Origin of the sequence: Buchnera aphidicola (Cinara splendens), from assembly GCF_900698975.1 — a bacterium.
In the GTDB taxonomy this organism is placed as follows: Bacteria; Pseudomonadota; Gammaproteobacteria; order Enterobacterales; family Enterobacteriaceae; genus Buchnera_F; species Buchnera_F aphidicola_AI.
The window spans coordinates 380,258-396,953 of sequence record NZ_LR217722.1; the positions used below are offsets into that span (position 1 = coordinate 380,258).

Below are 16,696 nucleotides of genomic sequence, written 5' to 3' on the forward strand. Positions count from 1 at the left end.
CTTTTTAAATCACTAAATAATTATATCATATATTTTTTTGTTAGTATACAAAATATTTTTAATTTTTGTCCTCTAGGGGATTTGAACCCCTGTTGCCGCCGTGAAAGGGCAGTGTCCTAACCGCTAGACGAAGAGGACTCTAAAAAAAAACAACTAATATAACTACTATATTTTTAATGTTACAGAAGGAATAAAAAGTGTCAAGTATTTTTTATATATTTTACAAAAATATTTATTTTTGTCAATAAAATTATACTATATAAATAATCAATTCATGTAAATACAAAAAATCAATTAACAATTTATTATAATAAGTTATTTAACTTTTTTATAGTATTAATATTTTTTTCAATATCAGGTAATACGTTAAACCAAAAATAACATGAGTATGCTGCTTGAGCAACTAACATACCTAGACCATCAGAAATATATCGACTACCTAACAATTTACATAAATATAAAAATGGAGTCAATGTATTGGTAATAGAATATGAGATATCATAACACTTAGTTCTAGAACATACTAAATTTTTAGGAAAAAAAGGAGATACATTATACAAACTACATGAAGTCGCATTAATTATTAAATCAAAATCATAATTATCCATATCATTAGAAAAAATAAAAATATCACCTAGATGTTTAAATTTTTTTACTAAAGTAGTAGCATAACGAACGGTTCTATTTAATACACAAACAGAACACTGTTCTTTTAATAAATGATACACAATAGAATAAGCAGCACCTCCAGATCCTAATAACAATACTAAATAATTTTTTTTAATATAACGTAAACGCTTTAAATCATATATTAAACCAATGCCATCAGTATTATCACCTAAAATATCATTATCTGATATTTTTTTTAAAACATTAATAGAGCCAGAAATTTTTACTATCTTAGTATATCGATTAGGAATATCAAAAGAAATTCTCTTGAAAGGAACAGTAATATTACATCCTAAACCATTATTATTAAAAAAATCTATAACTGTAGAAAAAAAATTTGATTTTTTACATAAAAAAGAGTTATAATTATAATTAATCTTTATTTCTTTAGAAAAATTACCATGTATCATTGGAGATAAAGAGTGATTGACAGGATTACCGAATAAAGCAATATCTTTTTTTTTTTTAATATTTTTTAAACACATATTTACTCCTCACGAATTAAAAAATAGCCTGATTTATTTAAAATAAATAAATCAATATATTAACTACATATATAAAAAAATTTATGTCAATACATAAAATTCTACAATTTCCTGATCATCGTTTACGAATAAAATCCAAACCTATAAAAAAAATAAATCAAAAAATAGTCAATATCATAAACGATATGTTTGATACTATGTATGCTAATAACGGTATTGGACTAGCAGCACCACAAATTAACATACCAAAACAAATTATAACTATTAGTTCTATTCCACCACATAAATCAGAATTAATTTTAATTAATCCTATAATTTTAAAAAAAAATAAAAAATATATATATACTCAAGAAGGTTGTTTATCAATTCCTGAAAAAACAGCTAAAATTAATAGATCTAGTTATATAAAAATACAAGCATTTAATCATCTTGGAAAATTATTTATACTAGAAGCTAGATCTTTACTATCTATTTGTATTCAACACGAAATAGACCACCTAACCGGAACATTATTTATAGATTATATATGTTAAAAACATATTTTTCTATTAAATAAATTATTATTTTAATTCATATGTTAAAAAAAATATCAACAGTTATCTTTGCAGGTAGTAACAATTTTTCATTAGCACACTTACGCTCATTATTTGACTCTAAATACATTATTAAAGCTGTACTAATTAAACCAGATAATCTCTTTTGTAAAAAAAAAGATCAACGATTTTCTCCAATAAAAAAATTTGCTATACGACATAATATTCCAGTATTACAAACAAATAACCTTAATGAAAAAAAATTTTTTATTAAAATATCAAAAATCCATGCCGATATTTTAATCGTATCATCATATGGATTAATAATACCATCTAATATTTTACAATTATTTTGTTTTGGGGGTATAAATATACATGCTTCCTTACTACCTAGATGGAAAGGAGCAGCTCCAATTCAGTGGGCAATACTATCAGGAGATAGTCATACTGGAATTAGTGTGATAAAAATGAATTCTATAATAGATTCTGGAAAAATAATTTATCAACTAACTTGTCCTATTAATCAACGTGATAGTACAAAAACATTATCTACAAAATTAATACCAATCTCACTACAATGTATGTATCAAGCATTAAATATGCTAATATACCCACAAATAAAAATCAAAAATTTTAAAAAAAACATAATTCAAACTAATGCACCAAAAATAAAAAAAAAAGATGCAAAAATATCTTGGTCATTACCAGTAGTATACATAGATCGATTAATTAGAGCATTTGATCCATGGCCTTGTTGTTATTTTTTAATTAATAATCACCATATAAAAATTAAAAAATTTTCTGTTACATCTTTCAAAAAAAACAGATTTAAAAAAGGAGAAATCATTAGTATTAGCAAAAAAGGAATAAAAATTAATACAAAGTGTGGTGTTTTACGGATAGAGAAGATAAAAATACCTGGAAAAAAAACATTACATATAAAAGATATTATGAATTCAAATAGAAAATTATTTGTTCAAAATGAAATACTACCATAAATAAACATTTTATATCATGTAATATTTTTTCAAAAATACAAAAAAAATAACGGCACAAAAATGCCGTTTTTGTTTAAATAATATACAAAAATTCTAATTTTATTAAATAATTTTTATATATTTCGACCTACTAGTTCTACATAGGCCATAGTAGCATTGTCACCTTTTCTAAAACCACATTTTAATATACGTAGATATCCACCCGGACGAGAATAAAAATACGGACCTAATTCATTAAATAATTTTTTAACAGTAAAAATATCACGAATACGAGAAAAAACTATTCGACGATTAGCAATCGTATCATATTTTGATCGTGTAATAAGAGGCTCAATAAAACGTCGTAACTCCTTAGCTTTTGGTAAAGTTGTTTTAATATATTCATATTGAATTAAAGAACATGTCATATTTTTAAACATAGCTTTAATATGACTACGTGTCCTATTTAATGATCGCCCCTTTTTTTTATGTCTCATAATTTATATATCCTTTTAACTCTATTCAGAAATTTTAAAATTATATCTCTATAAAAACTATGTTAACTAAAATATTTATTTATCTATCAAACTATTTGGAGGCCAATTACTTAATTTCATTCCCAAAGATAACCCTTTAGAAGCTAGAATATCTTTAATTTCTGTTAGTGATTTTTTACCTAAATTAGGTGTTTTTAATAATTCTACTTCAGTTTTTTGAACTAAATCACCAATATAATGAATGCTTTCGGCTTTTAAACAATTTGCAGAACGAACAGTCAACTCCAAGTCATCTACAGGACGTAGTAGGCCCGGATCAAATTCAGGTTTTTCTTCTTTAACTACTGGCTCATGAATACCTCTTAAATCAACAAAAGATTCTAATTGTTCTGCCAAAATAGTAGCAGCTTTTCTAATAGCTTCTTCTGGATCAAGTGTACCATTAGTTTCCATTTCTATTATTAACTTGTCTAAATCAGTTCTTTGCTTTACTCTAGCAGCTTCAACATTATATGTAATGCGCTCTATAGGGCTATATGATACATCTAAAAATAATTTTCCAATAACATGATTATCTTGTAAGAGATCTTTTTGAGATTTAGCAGTAATATACCCTCTACCGCGCATTACTTTCATACGCATATCTATAAAAACATCTGGACAAGTAATATTACAAATAACATGTTTTAAGTTTATAATTTCTACAGAAGAATCGTGACTAATATCCGCAGCAATAACAGGTCCAGTGCCATTTTTTTTTAAAGATACTACTACTTCATTTTTACCAAATAATTTTATTGATAAACCTTTCAAATTCAATAAAATGTCTAGTATGTCTTCTCTTATACCTTTTTTATGCATATATTCATGCAATATACCATTTATTTCAACTTCAGTAACAGCACAACCAGACATAGAAGATAATAAAATTCTTCTTAAAGCACTACCTAGTGTATGTCCAAAACCACGCTCCAATGGTTCTAATGTAATTTTAGCATGCGTTGCACTGATTTGTTCAATATTAACTAGTCTAGGTTTTAAAAAATCTTCTACAAAGTCCTGCATACTGCCTCTCTCCGATAATCATCATAATTATTACTTTGAATATAATTCGACTATCAAATGCTCATTAATATCAGAAGATAAGTCATGACGCTCTATTGGACGTATAAATGTACCTTCCATTGTCTTATAATTAACATCTAACCAGCTACATTGCTCACGTTGTTTTATAAGTTCCATAGCAGCCTGAATTCTTAATTGTTTTTTAGAACGTTCACAAATAGAAATTTTATCTTGAACAGAAACTTGATAAGAAGGAATATTTACAATGTTATTATTCACACAGATAGATTTATGGTTAATCAACTGACGTGATTCTGCTCTAGTAGAACCAAAACCCATACGATATACAACATTATCTAAACGATTTTCTAGTAAAAATAACAAATTTTGACCGGTATTACCTTTTAACTTAGAGGCTTTTTTATAATAGTTATGAAACTGTCTTTCTAATATTCCATACAAACGTCTTATTTTTTGTTTTTCTCTTAATTGTGTACCATAACCTGATAAACGTAATTTTCTTAATCCATGTTGACCCGGAGAATGATCAATTTTACACTTAGATTCAATAGATCGTACACCTGATTTTAAAAACAAATCTGATCCTTCTCGTCTACTTAATTTTAATTTAGGACCTAAATATTTTGCCATATCTCTCTTCTCTTATTTATATGTACATAAAATCATTAAACTCTACGTTTTTTAGAGGGTCGACATCCGTTATGAGGAATAGGAGTAACATCTGTAATATTAGTAATCCGAAAACCTGAAGCGTTTAAAGCTCGAATTGTAGATTCACGACCAGGACCAGGACCTTTAACCATAATTTCTAAATTTTTTATTCCATAGTCTTTAACTCGATCAGCACATTTTTCTGCTGCTACTTGAGCAGCAAACGGAGTAGATTTTCTTGAACCTCGAAAACCAGAACCTCCAGAAGTAGCCCATCCTAGAGTATTTCCTTGACGATCAGTAATAGTAACAATTGTATTATTAAACGATGCATGAATATGCGCAATACCATCTAAAACTTGTTTTTTTATATTTTTTTTAGGAATCTTTGCTATTTTTTTTGACATAATCAATTATTTTCCTAAGTTATCTACTTTTTATTAACTTTCTAGGACCTTTGCATGTACGAGCATTTGTTTTCGTTCTTTGTCCGCGTACTGGCAAGTGTTTACGATGACGCACTCCTCTATAACAGCCAATATCCATTAACCTTTTTATGTTAATAGTTCTTTCCCTACGTAAATCTCCTTCAATAACAAGAGTAGATATAAGTTTACGCAATTTATCAATTTGTTGTTCATTTAATGTATTAATTTTAATGTCATATCTAAGATTTATAGCATTACAAATTTTTTTAGACAATGATAAACCAATTCCATAAATTCCAGTTAAAGCTATTAATACATGCTTATGATCAGGAATATTTATCCCAGCAATTCTTGTCACAAAAGTATCCTCTCTATATCTAGTAAATTAGATATCTAATTTATATATAACTACACACAACAGTATTTACTGAATTATTAAAAAATATTATCTTTATAACAAAGAAGTATATATGAATATTATCCTTGTCTTTGTTTATGTTTAGGATCATTCTTGCAAACAACACGAATTACATTTTTTCGACGAACAATTTTACAACTACGACACAATTTTTTAACTGATGCGCGAACTTTCATTGATACTCCAAAATAAACATTATACTGATATTATTTTAATTTTTTAAATATAAATTCGCTTTTTTTAATATTTTTTTATATCGAGTAGACATCATTAATGTTTGTATTTGCATAATAAATTCCATGAGTACTACTACTACAATCAATAAAGAAGTACCCCCGAAATAAAAAGGGACTTTTAAACAATAATGCATAATATCTGGTATTAAACATATAAATACAGTATACATAGAACCAATTGTTGTTAACTTTAAAACAATTTTTTTAATGTATTGTTCAGTTCGTAATCCAGGTCTAATTCCAGGCACAAAAGCACCTGATTTTTTTAAATTAGTAGCAGTATCTTTAGAATTAAACATTACACTAGTATAAAAAAAACAAAAAAATATTATTAATATTACATTTGTACATACAAAAACACTATGATTAAATTTAAAAAAATCAAAAAATTTTATTAGAAATATTTTATCATGAAAAACATGACGACAATATGTTACAATAATAGATGGAAAAAGAATCAGACTAGAAGAAAAAATAACAGGTACAACACCGGCCATATTAACTTTTAAAGGTAAGTAACTATGATGTGATGAATGCATATTTCTACCTTGATGACGACGAGCATAGCACACAACAATGTTACGTTGACTTTTTTCGAAAAATACTACTGTAAAAATTACAAATAACATAACTAGCAGTATCGATAACAAATATAAATTATTAAAATTATAAATATTCATTACAGAAAATGTTTTGTTTATAGAAACAGGCAAAGAGGATATTATTCCAAAAAAAATTATTAAAGAAATACCGTTACCTATTCCTTTATCTGTAATAAATTCTCCTAACCACATCAAAAAAATAGTTCCTGTTACCATGCTAATGATTGAAATTATATAAAAATAAAAATCTGTAAACACAAAAATATTTTGCATACCAGGAATAAACGGTAGTCCAATCACAACACTAATTGATTGAATTACAGATAAAAATAATGTTAAATATTTAGTATACTGGTTAATTTTTTTTGTTCCTTCTTCTCCTTCTTTTTTTAAATTACGTAAATGTGAGCAAATCAATGTTAATAACTGCATTATAATAGAAGAGGAAATATATGGCATTACACCCAGCGTAAATATTGAAATACGATTTAAAGATCCTCCAGAAAAAATATTAAACATAGTAAACAAAGAACTATTTTTATGGATAAGGAATTGTTCTAAAACCTTCATATTAATACCTGGAATAGGTATAAAAGAACCAATACGAAATATTATAATAGCAACAAGTACCAATAACATTCTTTTTTTTAAATTATATAATATAGACATAATGTATTTTCTGTTAGTAGTAAAATTATTTAAATAAAAAACATTTAGTTTGTAATCATTCCTCCAATTGATTCAATATATAACCGTACTCCTTTAGTAACAGATAATCCAGAAATTACTATTGGTTTTTCTATCATTCCAATCTTGATAATCTTAACATATCTAATATTTTTTTTAATTAAATTTGTTTTTTTTAAAACAGACATATTTATTATCTTGAAATGAGAAATTCTATTCAATTCAAACAATCTAACTTCATCTATAAACATTTTCTTTTTGGATGTAAAACCAAATTTAGGAATTCTTCTATATAAAGGTGTTTGTCCTCCTTCAAAACTTTTTCTAACCTTTCCTCCCGATCTAGATTTTTGACCTTTATGTCCTCTTCCACCTGTTTTTCCTAAACCTGAACCAATCCCTCTACATATACGTTTTCTTTTTTTTTTTATATATATGGAGTTCGACAATACATTTAGATACATAATTTTTCCTCTTTATTAACAGACACCATATAAGAAACTTTTTTAATCATACCACGAATAGATGGAGTATCTTCTCGTTGTACAGTATCACCAATATGACGTAAACCTAATCCTTTAATCGTAGCTATATGTTTAGGTAAACGACCAATTTTACTTTTTATTTGCGTAATAAAAATTTTTTTCATAAACAAAAATACACCATTTTATTTTAAATATTAATAATAGATTTACTAAGTTTTTGTGCTATCATTTCTGGTGATCGAATTTTTTTTAAACCATCAATGGTAGCTCTAACTACATTGATAGGATTAGTAGATCCATATATTTTAGCTAAAATATTCTGAATTCCTACGACTTCTAATACAAACCTCATTGCACCACCAGCAATAATTCCGGTACCATCTGATGCAGGTTTCATAAATATCTTAGATCCTGTATGAGAACCATATACCGAATGTTGTATAGTATTTCTATGTAATGGAATTATAATCATATTTTTTCTAGCTCTTTCCATAGATTTTTGAATAGCTGCAGGAACTTCCCGAGCCTTTCCATAACCAAAACCTACTTTTCCTTTACCGTTACCTACTACTGTCAAAGCAGTAAAAGAAAAAATTCTTCCTCCCTTCACTGTTTTAGAGACACGATTAACTATAATTAATTTTTCCTGTAAATCTAGAGATAATTTTTTATCAAAATTCATATATGTCATCCTTTTCTATTTAAAAAACCAAACCAGATATACGAGCAGATTCCGCTAATTCTTTAACTCGACCATGATATTTAAAACCAGAACGATCAAAAAAAACAATTTTTATTCCTTTTTGTAATGCTCTTTCAGCAATTAATTGTCCAATTATTTTAGCAGAATGTTTATTACCAGTATAGGTATGGTTAATGTTTAATTTTTTAAACTCTACAGTAGAAGCACACGTAGAAACAATAGATTCTTTAGAAACTATAATTTGTGCGTATATATGTTTAGATGTACGATGCACTACTAAGCGAAATAATTGATTAGAATATTTATTTTTACGTATTTTAGTGCATCGACGAATTCGTGAATATTTTTTATTAATTTTTCCTTTCATACTATTTTTTTTTAGCCTCCTTAATACGTACAGTTTCATGCAAATAACGAATACCTTTTCCTTTATAAGGTTCAGGAACACGATATAATCGTATATTTGCTGCTACTTGTCCAACTAATTGTTTATCTATACTCTTTAAAACAATCTCACTTTGAGATATAATTGAAGCTGTTACTATATGTGGAATTTTATAAATTACAGGATGCGAAAAGCCTAAATATAATTTTAGGATATTTTTACTTTCTAGTATAACACGATACCCAACACCCAATAAATTTAATTGTTTTTTAAAACCTTCTGTAACACCTAAAATCATAGAATAAACTAAAGAACGACAAGTACCAGCTTGCATCCAACCGTATGATGTAGATAAATGATTATGTGAAAAAAACAAAGAACCATCTTTTTTAAGAATTTTTACACATACATGTATTATGCGCGTTAATGAACCTAAAGGTCCGTTTACTGTAATTTTGTAATTAGATAAATCAACAGCTACATTATTTGGAATGATAATAGATGATTTTGCAACACGAGACATTTTTATATTCCTCTATTCAAAAATATTAATAAACTTAACTTACATAACATATAATTTCTCCACCTAATCCTTTTTTTCGTGCAATTTTATTAGTCATTATTCCCCTAGAAGTAGAAAGAATAGCGATACCTAAATTATTCATTACAACAGGTATTTTATATTTCGTACAATACCGACGTAGACTTGGACGACTAACTCTAGAAATATGTTCAATAACTGATTTTCCATTATAATATTTTAAAAAAATCTTTAATTGAGAAATATGAATATTCTGTATTTTATAATTACAAATATATCCTTCATACTTCAAAACTTTAATAATATTTTCTTTAATTTTAGAAAAAGGAACAGTTACAAAAATTTTATTAGAATGTTGACCATTACGAATAGATGTCAACATATCTGATATGGGATCTTGCATACTCATAAAATACACCTTATATCATATAATTAAGTTAATTTATAATATCTAAAAATTACCAACTTGCTTTTGTTAAACCCGGTATTTCTCCTCGCATAGCAGATTCACGTAACTTCATACGACTCAATCCAAACTTGCGAAGAAAAGCGTGTGGACGTCCAGTTTGTCGACAACGATTACGTTGTCGTGATGGACTAGAATCTCTAGGAAGAGTTTGTAGTTTAAGCATAGCATTCCAACGATCTTTATCTAATGATAATTTTGATTTTATGATTTTTTTTAATTGAACACGCGCTGAATAATATTTAATTGCTAATTTAACTCTTTTAATTTCTCTAAATTTCATAGATTGTTTTGCCATTATTTTTACCATTATAATTTTATTTTTGAAAAGGAAAATTAAATGCTGAAAGTAAACGCTCACATTCCTGATCAGAATTAGCATTTGTAGTAATTGTAATATCCATGCCTCTAATAGAATCAATTTTTTCGTAATTAATTTCAGGAAAAATAATTTGTTCACGAATGCCTAAGCTATAATTACCCGTACCATCAAATGATTTTCGTGATAAACCTCTAAAATCACGTATACGAGGTATTGCAATAGTTATTAATTTATCAAAAAAATCCCATTTTCTTGTTCCTCTTAAAGTAACCTTACATCCTATTGGATAACCCTTACGAATTTTAAAAGTTGCAATAGATTTTTTAGCAACAGTTATAACTGGTTTTTGACCAGAAATTCTCATTAAATCATTCATAGCATGTTCTAATACTTTTTTATCTGTTACGGATTTTCCTATACCCATATTTAAAGTAATTTTTTCAATTTGAGGAACAGCCATAACGGTAGAATAATTTAATTCCTTCATTAACGTAGGAATTACATAATTTAAATAATAAAGATGTAGTCTTTTCATACTTTAATTTCCTTACTTTACTTCAATAATTCTTTAGTAGATTTATATCTGCGCATTTTTTTGCCATTAATCCAACAAAATTCTATTTTATCCGCTTTATTGGTTTCTTTATTAAAAATAGAAACGTTAGAGATATGAATAGGCAACTCTCTTGAAATAATTCCAGCTACTTGTTGTTTTTCTGGAATTGCTTTTTGATGTTTTTTAACTAAATGAACACCTTGAACAATAACTGTTCTATCGCTATAACACATCTTTTGTACTATACCTATTTTACCTTTATCTCTTCCTGTTAATACTATCACTACATCATGAAAACGTATTTTTGCAGCCATTATTTAGTTTCCTTATCATAATACTTCTGGAGCTAAAGAAATAATTTTCATAAAAGATTCTGTTCTTAATTCTCTTGTCACAGGACCAAATATCCGAGTTCCAATAGGCTGACCGGTTGTATCATTTAAAATAACACATGCATTATTATCAAAACAAATCATTGATCCGTCTGATCTACGAATCCCTTTTTTAGTACGAACAATAACTGCTTTCATAACATCACCTTTTTTAACTTTACTACGAGGAATTGCCTCTTTAATTGCTACTTTAATTATATCACCAATTCCAGCATATCGTCGACGAGAACCTCCTAATACTTTTATGCACATAACTAATCGAGCGCCAGAATTATCAGCTACATATAAAATGGTTTGTACTTGAATCATATATAATCCTATATTTTTTATATAAAATATAAAGTTTTAAAAATATAAATATTAAAATATAATAACAGAAGACATGAAACTATCTATTCATAATTCTCATGCCTCCGTGTATAAAAATAAAAAATTTTAAATAAAAGATTTTTCTAAAATACGCAAAAGAGTCCAAGATTTAGTCTTAGAAATTGGTCGGCATTCATAAATTTCAACTATATCACCAATTTTACAAGCATCTTGTGGATCATGTACACATAATTTTGTTCTTTTTTTTACAAATTTTCCATAAATAACGTGTTTTATTTTACGATCTATATTTACAATTACAGATTTTTGCATTTTATTACTAACAACACAACCTTTTAAAATGTTTTTTTTATCATTCATTATGTATTATTTATCCGATCTGTTAAAACAGTTTTTATGCGTGCAATTTCTTTTCTAATTTTTTTCATTATATGAGTTTTTTTTAGTTTTCCAGATGCTAATTGTAAACGCATATTTAATTGTTCCTGCAATAACTCTAATAATTTTTTTTTTAAATCTTGTTTACTAGTATCATATTGTGTAATATTATGCATAATTAGAATACCGTTTTAGAAACAAAAATAGTTTTAATAGGTAATTTAGATGAGGCTAATTTGAAAACAGAACGTGATTCTTGTTCAGAAATACCTTCAATTTCATATAGTATTTTTCCAGGTTGAACTAAAGCAACCCAGTATTCTACATTACCTTTACCTTTTCCCATGCGTACTTCTAAAGGTTTTTGTGTAATAGGTTTATCAGGAAACACACGAATCCACATTTTTCCTTGACGTTTAACTGATCTAGTGATTGTCTTACGAGCTGATTCAATTTGTCTAGCTGTCAGCCTACCCCTATCAATAGCTTTTAAACCATACGTTCCAAAACTTATTTTATTATCAACCGAAAGACCTCTATTTTTTCCTTTATGCATTTTACGAAACTTAGTACGTTTTGGTTGTAACATACACACATCTCCGTAATTTTATCTACGATATTTTCGAGAAAATTTTTTCATAAAACCAAATTTTTTTTTATCTTGTAATTTATCTAAAACCATTCCACCTAATATTTCACCTTTAAAAATCCATACTTTTACACCAATAACTCCATATGTAGTATGTGCTTCTGATGCACTATATTCGATATTAGCCCTCAAAGTATGTAAAGGAACTCTGCCCTCTCTGTACCATTCTCTTCGCGCAATTTCTACTCCACCTAAACGTCCACTCACTTCAATTTTTATACCTTTTGCGCCTTGACGTATAGCGTTTTGTACAGAACGTTTCATAGCTCTACGAAACATTATTCTTCTCTCTAATTGAGATGCAATGTTATCAGCTACTAATTTAGCATCTAGTTCTGGTTTTCGAATTTCAGAAATATTAATTTGAGCTGGAACCGATGTTAAATTAGAAATTTGAATTCGTAATTTTTCAACATCTTCACCTTTTTTACCAATTACAATGCCAGGTCTAGCTGTATAAATAGTTAATTTAATACTTTTCGATAAACGTTCAATAATTATTTTTGAAATAGATGCAGTAATCAACTTTTTCATTATAAATCTACGCACTTGAAAATCACTATCTATATAATTTGAAAATTCTTTTTTACTAGCAAACCAAATAGAGTTCCACGATTTAATAATACCTAATCGCATACCATTAGGATGTACTTTTTGACCCATTATAATCCTCCACAACGTTTTATATCAGATAAAACAATTGTTACATGACTAGTTCTTTTTAAAATCCTATCTGCTCTACCTTTTGCTCTAGGCATCATACGTTTCATACTACTACCACTATTAACAAAAATTTGTGAAATAGTTAATATTTTTAAATCAATATCATAATTATGTTCAGCATTAGCCAAAGCTGAATGCAGTAATTTTTTTATTAACAATGCTGATTTTTTGTTTACACTAGATAAAATTCGTAATGCTAATAATGCTTTTTTACCGCGAATAATATTAGCTATTAGACGAATTTTTTGAGCAGAAGAACGAATTTGATTATATTTCGCTAATATATTCATTTTTTTTTCTTTATTATTTATTTTAAGGTTTTTTTAATTTTTTTATCTGCAATATGTCCTCTATAAGTTCTAGTCATAGAAAATTCTCCTAACTTATGACCAACCATTTCTTCTGTAATAAATACTGGAATATGCTGACGACCATTATGAACAGATATAGTCAAACCAATCATATTAGGAAAAATGGTAGAACGTCTAGACCAAGTACGAACTGGTTTTTTTTTTTCTTCTTTTAAAGACTTCTGAACTTTTTTTAATAAATGACCATCAATAAAAGGACCTTTCCGAAGAGAGCGAGGCATATACAATTATCCTATAGTTATTTTTTTCTATGACGTATAATAAACGATTCAGTTCGTTTATTTTTACGAGTTTTTTTACCTTTCGTATTTACACCCCACGGACTAACTGGATGTTTACCAAAATTCCTTCCTTCACCACCACCATGTGGATGATCGATAGGATTCATAGCTGTACCACGTACTGTAGGTCGAACACCTCGATGACGAGTAGCTCCAGCTTTACCTAACATACGTAACATATGTTCTGAATTACCTACTTCACCTATTGTAGCTCGACATTCTACATGTATTTTTCTTAATTCTCCTGAACGTAAACGAACAACAGAATATGTATCATCTTTAGAAATTAATTGCGCATAACTACCAGCAGATCTGGCTATTTGCCCTCCCTTACCAATTTTTACCTCAATATTATGCATTACCGTTCCTATAGGAATATTTTTAATAGGTAAAGCATTTCCAGTTTTAATTGATACTGAAGAACCTGATTCAATTACATCACCTATTTGAATACCTTTAGGTTCTAAAATATAGTACCTACTGCCATCTTTATATAATATAAGTGCAATATTAGACGATCGATTTGGATCATATTCAATTCTTTGAACAACCGCTTTAATATTATCCTTACATCGTTTAAAATCAATACAACGATATAGTCTTTTATGTCCTCCACCTATATGTCTAGTAGTAATACGACCGCAATTATTTCTTCCTCCAGTTTTAACTTTAGTCTGTAAAAGAGGTGCGTAAGGTTTTCCTTTATACAAACCAGGATTATTTACTTTAATTACATGACGCCTACCAGGAGATGTTGGCTTACACTTTATAATTGTCACATAAACTCCTTATCATATTCATTTAGAATGTCCTAAAAATTCTAAGTTTTGACCAGATTGTAAAATTACATAAGCTTTTTTCCAATCCATGCGCTTACATACTTTATTTTTTTGACGTTTTTTCTTTCCTTTAATAATCAAGGTATTAATTTTATATACTCGAACCTGAAAAATTTTTTCAACAGCTAGTTTAATTTCTAATTTAGTAACATTTTTTTTTACTTTAACTACTACGGTATTATGTTGTTGCATAGAATTGGATGTTTTCTCAGAAACATGCGAAGATAATAGCACTTTTAATAATTTTTCTGTAAGAATCATTGAAACATATCCTCAATTTTTTTAATCGCTGATATTGTAATTAATATAGTATCATATGATATCAAACTAACAGGATTAATAGCATTAACACTCAACACACATACATAATATAAGTTTCTAGCAGCATAAGACAAATTTTGATCAATCGGATCAGTAATAATCAGAACACGTTTGAAATTCATAGATTGTAATTTTTTAAACAAAATTTTTGTTTTAGGAGATTCTAAAAAAAAATCTGCAAATAAAAATAAACGATTTTGTCTAATTAATTCTGAAAAAATACTTTTCAAAGCGCCTTGATACATTTTTTTATTTATTTTTAAAATATATTTTTTAGGTTTAGCTGCAAAAGTTACACCACCTGATCTCCAAATAGGACTTCTTAAAGATCCTGCTCGTGCCTTACCTGTACCTTTTTGTCTCCATGGTTTTTTACCTGAACCAGATACTTCTGAACGACTTTTTTGAGCTTTACTTCCTTGTCTTTTACGAGCCAAGTAGGTAACTACAGTTTGATGAACTAGAGATTCATTAAACGATACGTTAAAAACTTTCTCAGATAATACATGTATTTCATTAGTATCCTGTAATATCAATTCCATACTCCATACTCCTTTATTTTTCCTTAACAGAAGGTTTTAAAACTATGTCACTTCCAACATAACCAGGAATAGATCCTTTAATTAACATTATTTTTTTAATATCATCTATTTTAATAATGCTCAAATTTTGAATGGTAATACATGTATTACCTAAATGACCGGACATTTTTTTACCCTTAAAAACATGTCCCGGAGTTTGATTTTGACCAATCGAACCTGGAACACGATGAGATAAAGAATTTCCATGAGTAGCATCTTGCATTCTAAAATTCCAGCGTTTAACCGTCCCAGAAAATCCTTTTCCTTTTGAAACACCAGTTACATCCACCCGTTTCACATTACTAAATGAATTAATAGTTATTCTTTGACCACATTTAAATCGCAATACCTTTTTACACCTAAATTCCCATAAACCTCTACCTACAGAAGCCTTGTATTTTAAAAAATGACCTTTTTCTGGTTTCAGAATATTATTTTTTTTTTTTATTCCTGTAGTTACTTGAATAGATTCATAATTATCTGTTTTTAATGATTTAATCTGTACTACAAAATTATCTAAAACTTCTATTAAAGTTACTGGTATGGATAAACTATCCTTTGTAAAAATACGCGTAATTCCTAATTTTTTTCCTACTAAACCTATCATTTCTTATTTACCTTTATTAATTAATAAATAAAATTACATACTAAATTACTTTTAACCTAAACTAATTTGTACATCTACACCAGCAGCAAGATCTAATCGCATTAAAGCATCTACAGTTTTTTCAGTTGGCTGCACAATATCAATTAATCGTTTGTGAGTTCTGATTTCATATTGATCACGAGCATCTTTGTTAACATGTGGCGATATTAAAATAGTAAACCTTTCCTTTTTTGTAGGTAAAGGAATAGGACCTAAAACTTTAGCTCCAGTACGTTTTGCTGTATCTACAATTTCTATTGTAGACTGATCAATTAAACGATAATCAAAAGCCTTTAAACGAATACGAATTCTTTGATTCTGCATAAATACAGAACTCCTTTATTTAAATAAAACTTATCCCTATAAACTTCACTTAAAAAAATCAACATATTTATAAGTATAAATGATTCATTATAAAAAACAGGTTTAAAAATTTTACATACAACATAAAATAATAA

General features: G+C 27.5%; 31 protein-coding genes and 1 tRNA gene. 2 read left to right on the forward strand and 30 right to left on the reverse strand.

What is annotated here, in order from left to right; translation table 11 throughout:
* Positions 1-66: 66 nt before the first annotated feature.
* A tRNA-Glu gene (locus BUCISPPA3004_RS01610) sits at positions 67-138 on the reverse strand.
* Between the two features lie 167 nt (positions 139-305).
* Complete coding sequence (gene aroE, locus BUCISPPA3004_RS01615; protein ID WP_154048989.1) at positions 306-1,154, reverse strand: shikimate dehydrogenase; 849 nt, start codon at positions 1,152-1,154, stop codon at positions 306-308.
* 83 nt (positions 1,155-1,237) lie between these two features.
* Here aroE and def point away from each other — a divergent pair, with 83 nt between their 5' ends.
* Both def and fmt read left to right on the forward strand, forming a co-directional pair.
* Complete coding sequence (gene def / locus BUCISPPA3004_RS01620; protein ID WP_154048990.1) at positions 1,238-1,687, forward strand: peptide deformylase; 450 nt, start codon at positions 1,238-1,240, stop codon at positions 1,685-1,687.
* A 41-nt stretch (positions 1,688-1,728) separates the two neighbouring features.
* Positions 1,729-2,685, forward strand: coding sequence for a methionyl-tRNA formyltransferase (fmt, locus tag BUCISPPA3004_RS01625; RefSeq protein ID WP_154048991.1), 957 nt, complete (start codon positions 1,729-1,731; stop codon positions 2,683-2,685).
* Between the two features lie 113 nt (positions 2,686-2,798).
* Here the strand turns inward: fmt and rplQ are convergent, their stop codons facing one another.
* The 28 genes from rplQ to rpsJ all read right to left on the reverse strand — a co-directional run bounded on the left by rplQ (position 2,799) and on the right by rpsJ (position 16,562).
* Positions 2,799-3,161, reverse strand: a complete 363-nt coding sequence (rplQ, locus tag BUCISPPA3004_RS01630) for a 50S ribosomal protein L17 (RefSeq protein WP_154048992.1) — start codon at positions 3,159-3,161, stop codon at positions 2,799-2,801.
* A 75-nt stretch (positions 3,162-3,236) separates the two neighbouring features.
* Positions 3,237-4,226, reverse strand: coding sequence for a DNA-directed RNA polymerase subunit alpha (locus BUCISPPA3004_RS01635; protein ID WP_154048993.1), 990 nt, complete (start codon positions 4,224-4,226; stop codon positions 3,237-3,239).
* Between the two features lie 30 nt (positions 4,227-4,256).
* Complete coding sequence (rpsD, locus tag BUCISPPA3004_RS01640) at positions 4,257-4,877, reverse strand: 30S ribosomal protein S4 (protein WP_154048994.1); 621 nt, start codon at positions 4,875-4,877, stop codon at positions 4,257-4,259.
* Positions 4,878-4,912: 35 nt separating this feature from the next.
* Positions 4,913-5,305, reverse strand: a complete 393-nt coding sequence (gene rpsK, locus BUCISPPA3004_RS01645; protein WP_420021851.1) for a 30S ribosomal protein S11 — start codon at positions 5,303-5,305, stop codon at positions 4,913-4,915.
* A 19-nt stretch (positions 5,306-5,324) separates the two neighbouring features.
* Positions 5,325-5,684: a 30S ribosomal protein S13 gene (gene rpsM / locus BUCISPPA3004_RS01650; RefSeq protein ID WP_154048995.1), complete on the reverse strand. Its 360-nt coding sequence runs from the start codon at positions 5,682-5,684 to the stop codon at positions 5,325-5,327.
* 119 nt (positions 5,685-5,803) lie between these two features.
* Entirely contained in the window at positions 5,804-5,920 is a 117-nt protein-coding gene (gene rpmJ, locus BUCISPPA3004_RS01655; protein WP_154048996.1) for a 50S ribosomal protein L36, read from the reverse strand.
* 35 nt (positions 5,921-5,955) lie between these two features.
* Positions 5,956-7,251 carry a preprotein translocase subunit SecY gene (gene secY / locus BUCISPPA3004_RS01660; RefSeq protein ID WP_154048997.1) on the reverse strand — a complete coding sequence of 432 codons (1,296 nt, stop codon included), beginning with the start codon at positions 7,249-7,251 and terminating at the stop codon, positions 5,956-5,958.
* 44 nt (positions 7,252-7,295) lie between these two features.
* Positions 7,296-7,733, reverse strand: a complete 438-nt coding sequence (gene rplO / locus BUCISPPA3004_RS01665; protein ID WP_154048998.1) for a 50S ribosomal protein L15 — start codon at positions 7,731-7,733, stop codon at positions 7,296-7,298.
* Positions 7,724-7,918, reverse strand: a complete 195-nt coding sequence (rpmD, locus tag BUCISPPA3004_RS01670) for a 50S ribosomal protein L30 (RefSeq protein WP_154048999.1) — start codon at positions 7,916-7,918, stop codon at positions 7,724-7,726. The genes rplO and rpmD overlap by 10 nt, the downstream gene beginning before the upstream one ends.
* A 23-nt stretch (positions 7,919-7,941) precedes the next feature.
* Complete coding sequence (gene rpsE / locus BUCISPPA3004_RS01675; RefSeq protein ID WP_154049000.1) at positions 7,942-8,436, reverse strand: 30S ribosomal protein S5; 495 nt, start codon at positions 8,434-8,436, stop codon at positions 7,942-7,944.
* A 19-nt stretch (positions 8,437-8,455) separates the two neighbouring features.
* Positions 8,456-8,824 carry a 50S ribosomal protein L18 gene (rplR, locus tag BUCISPPA3004_RS01680; RefSeq protein ID WP_154049076.1) on the reverse strand — a complete coding sequence of 123 codons (369 nt, stop codon included), beginning with the start codon at positions 8,822-8,824 and terminating at the stop codon, positions 8,456-8,458.
* 1 nt (position 8,825) lies between these two features.
* Positions 8,826-9,365, reverse strand: a complete 540-nt coding sequence (gene rplF, locus BUCISPPA3004_RS01685) for a 50S ribosomal protein L6 (protein WP_154049001.1) — start codon at positions 9,363-9,365, stop codon at positions 8,826-8,828.
* Positions 9,366-9,399: 34 nt separating this feature from the next.
* The gene (rpsH, locus tag BUCISPPA3004_RS01690; RefSeq protein WP_154049002.1) at positions 9,400-9,792 is read right to left on the reverse strand and encodes a 30S ribosomal protein S8; all 393 of its coding nucleotides are present in this window, start codon (positions 9,790-9,792) and stop codon (positions 9,400-9,402) included.
* Between the two features lie 49 nt (positions 9,793-9,841).
* Entirely contained in the window at positions 9,842-10,147 is a 306-nt protein-coding gene (gene rpsN, locus BUCISPPA3004_RS01695) for a 30S ribosomal protein S14 (RefSeq protein WP_154049003.1), read from the reverse strand.
* A 19-nt stretch (positions 10,148-10,166) separates the two neighbouring features.
* Positions 10,167-10,706 (reverse strand): 50S ribosomal protein L5, encoded by a 540-nt coding sequence (rplE, locus tag BUCISPPA3004_RS01700; protein WP_154049004.1) that lies wholly within the window; start codon positions 10,704-10,706, stop codon positions 10,167-10,169.
* A 17-nt stretch (positions 10,707-10,723) separates the two neighbouring features.
* Positions 10,724-11,041 (reverse strand): 50S ribosomal protein L24, encoded by a 318-nt coding sequence (gene rplX, locus BUCISPPA3004_RS01705; protein ID WP_154049005.1) that lies wholly within the window; start codon positions 11,039-11,041, stop codon positions 10,724-10,726.
* Positions 11,042-11,056: 15 nt separating this feature from the next.
* Positions 11,057-11,428 (reverse strand): 50S ribosomal protein L14, encoded by a 372-nt coding sequence (rplN, locus tag BUCISPPA3004_RS01710; protein ID WP_154049006.1) that lies wholly within the window; start codon positions 11,426-11,428, stop codon positions 11,057-11,059.
* Between the two features lie 126 nt (positions 11,429-11,554).
* Positions 11,555-11,809 carry a 30S ribosomal protein S17 gene (rpsQ, locus tag BUCISPPA3004_RS01715; protein WP_154049007.1) on the reverse strand — a complete coding sequence of 85 codons (255 nt, stop codon included), beginning with the start codon at positions 11,807-11,809 and terminating at the stop codon, positions 11,555-11,557.
* On the reverse strand, positions 11,809-12,003 hold the full coding sequence (gene rpmC, locus BUCISPPA3004_RS01720; RefSeq protein WP_154049008.1) for a 50S ribosomal protein L29: 195 nt from the start codon (positions 12,001-12,003) through the stop codon (positions 11,809-11,811). The genes rpsQ and rpmC overlap by 1 nt, the downstream gene beginning before the upstream one ends.
* Positions 12,004-12,005: 2 nt before the next feature.
* The gene (rplP, locus tag BUCISPPA3004_RS01725) at positions 12,006-12,416 is read right to left on the reverse strand and encodes a 50S ribosomal protein L16 (RefSeq protein WP_154049009.1); all 411 of its coding nucleotides are present in this window, start codon (positions 12,414-12,416) and stop codon (positions 12,006-12,008) included.
* 18 nt (positions 12,417-12,434) lie between these two features.
* Positions 12,435-13,139 carry a 30S ribosomal protein S3 gene (rpsC, locus tag BUCISPPA3004_RS01730; protein ID WP_154049010.1) on the reverse strand — a complete coding sequence of 235 codons (705 nt, stop codon included), beginning with the start codon at positions 13,137-13,139 and terminating at the stop codon, positions 12,435-12,437.
* Complete coding sequence (gene rplV / locus BUCISPPA3004_RS01735; RefSeq protein ID WP_154049011.1) at positions 13,139-13,489, reverse strand: 50S ribosomal protein L22; 351 nt, start codon at positions 13,487-13,489, stop codon at positions 13,139-13,141. Before rplV ends, rpsC begins: the two co-directional genes overlap by 1 nt.
* Positions 13,490-13,506: 17 nt before the next feature.
* Complete coding sequence (rpsS, locus tag BUCISPPA3004_RS01740) at positions 13,507-13,791, reverse strand: 30S ribosomal protein S19 (protein WP_154049012.1); 285 nt, start codon at positions 13,789-13,791, stop codon at positions 13,507-13,509.
* Positions 13,792-13,808: 17 nt separating this feature from the next.
* Positions 13,809-14,630 (reverse strand): 50S ribosomal protein L2, encoded by an 822-nt coding sequence (rplB, locus tag BUCISPPA3004_RS01745; protein ID WP_154049013.1) that lies wholly within the window; start codon positions 14,628-14,630, stop codon positions 13,809-13,811.
* An 18-nt stretch (positions 14,631-14,648) separates the two neighbouring features.
* Positions 14,649-14,951 carry a 50S ribosomal protein L23 gene (rplW, locus tag BUCISPPA3004_RS01750; protein WP_154049014.1) on the reverse strand — a complete coding sequence of 101 codons (303 nt, stop codon included), beginning with the start codon at positions 14,949-14,951 and terminating at the stop codon, positions 14,649-14,651.
* Positions 14,948-15,553: a 50S ribosomal protein L4 gene (rplD, locus tag BUCISPPA3004_RS01755; RefSeq protein WP_154049015.1), complete on the reverse strand. Its 606-nt coding sequence runs from the start codon at positions 15,551-15,553 to the stop codon at positions 14,948-14,950. The genes rplW and rplD overlap by 4 nt, the downstream gene beginning before the upstream one ends.
* 13 nt (positions 15,554-15,566) lie before the next feature.
* Positions 15,567-16,199, reverse strand: a complete 633-nt coding sequence (gene rplC / locus BUCISPPA3004_RS01760; RefSeq protein WP_154049016.1) for a 50S ribosomal protein L3 — start codon at positions 16,197-16,199, stop codon at positions 15,567-15,569.
* A 51-nt stretch (positions 16,200-16,250) separates the two neighbouring features.
* A complete protein-coding gene (rpsJ, locus tag BUCISPPA3004_RS01765; RefSeq protein ID WP_154049017.1) occupies positions 16,251-16,562 on the reverse strand; it encodes a 30S ribosomal protein S10 in 312 nt (103 codons plus the stop codon).
* Between the last annotated feature and the right edge of the window lie 134 nt (positions 16,563-16,696).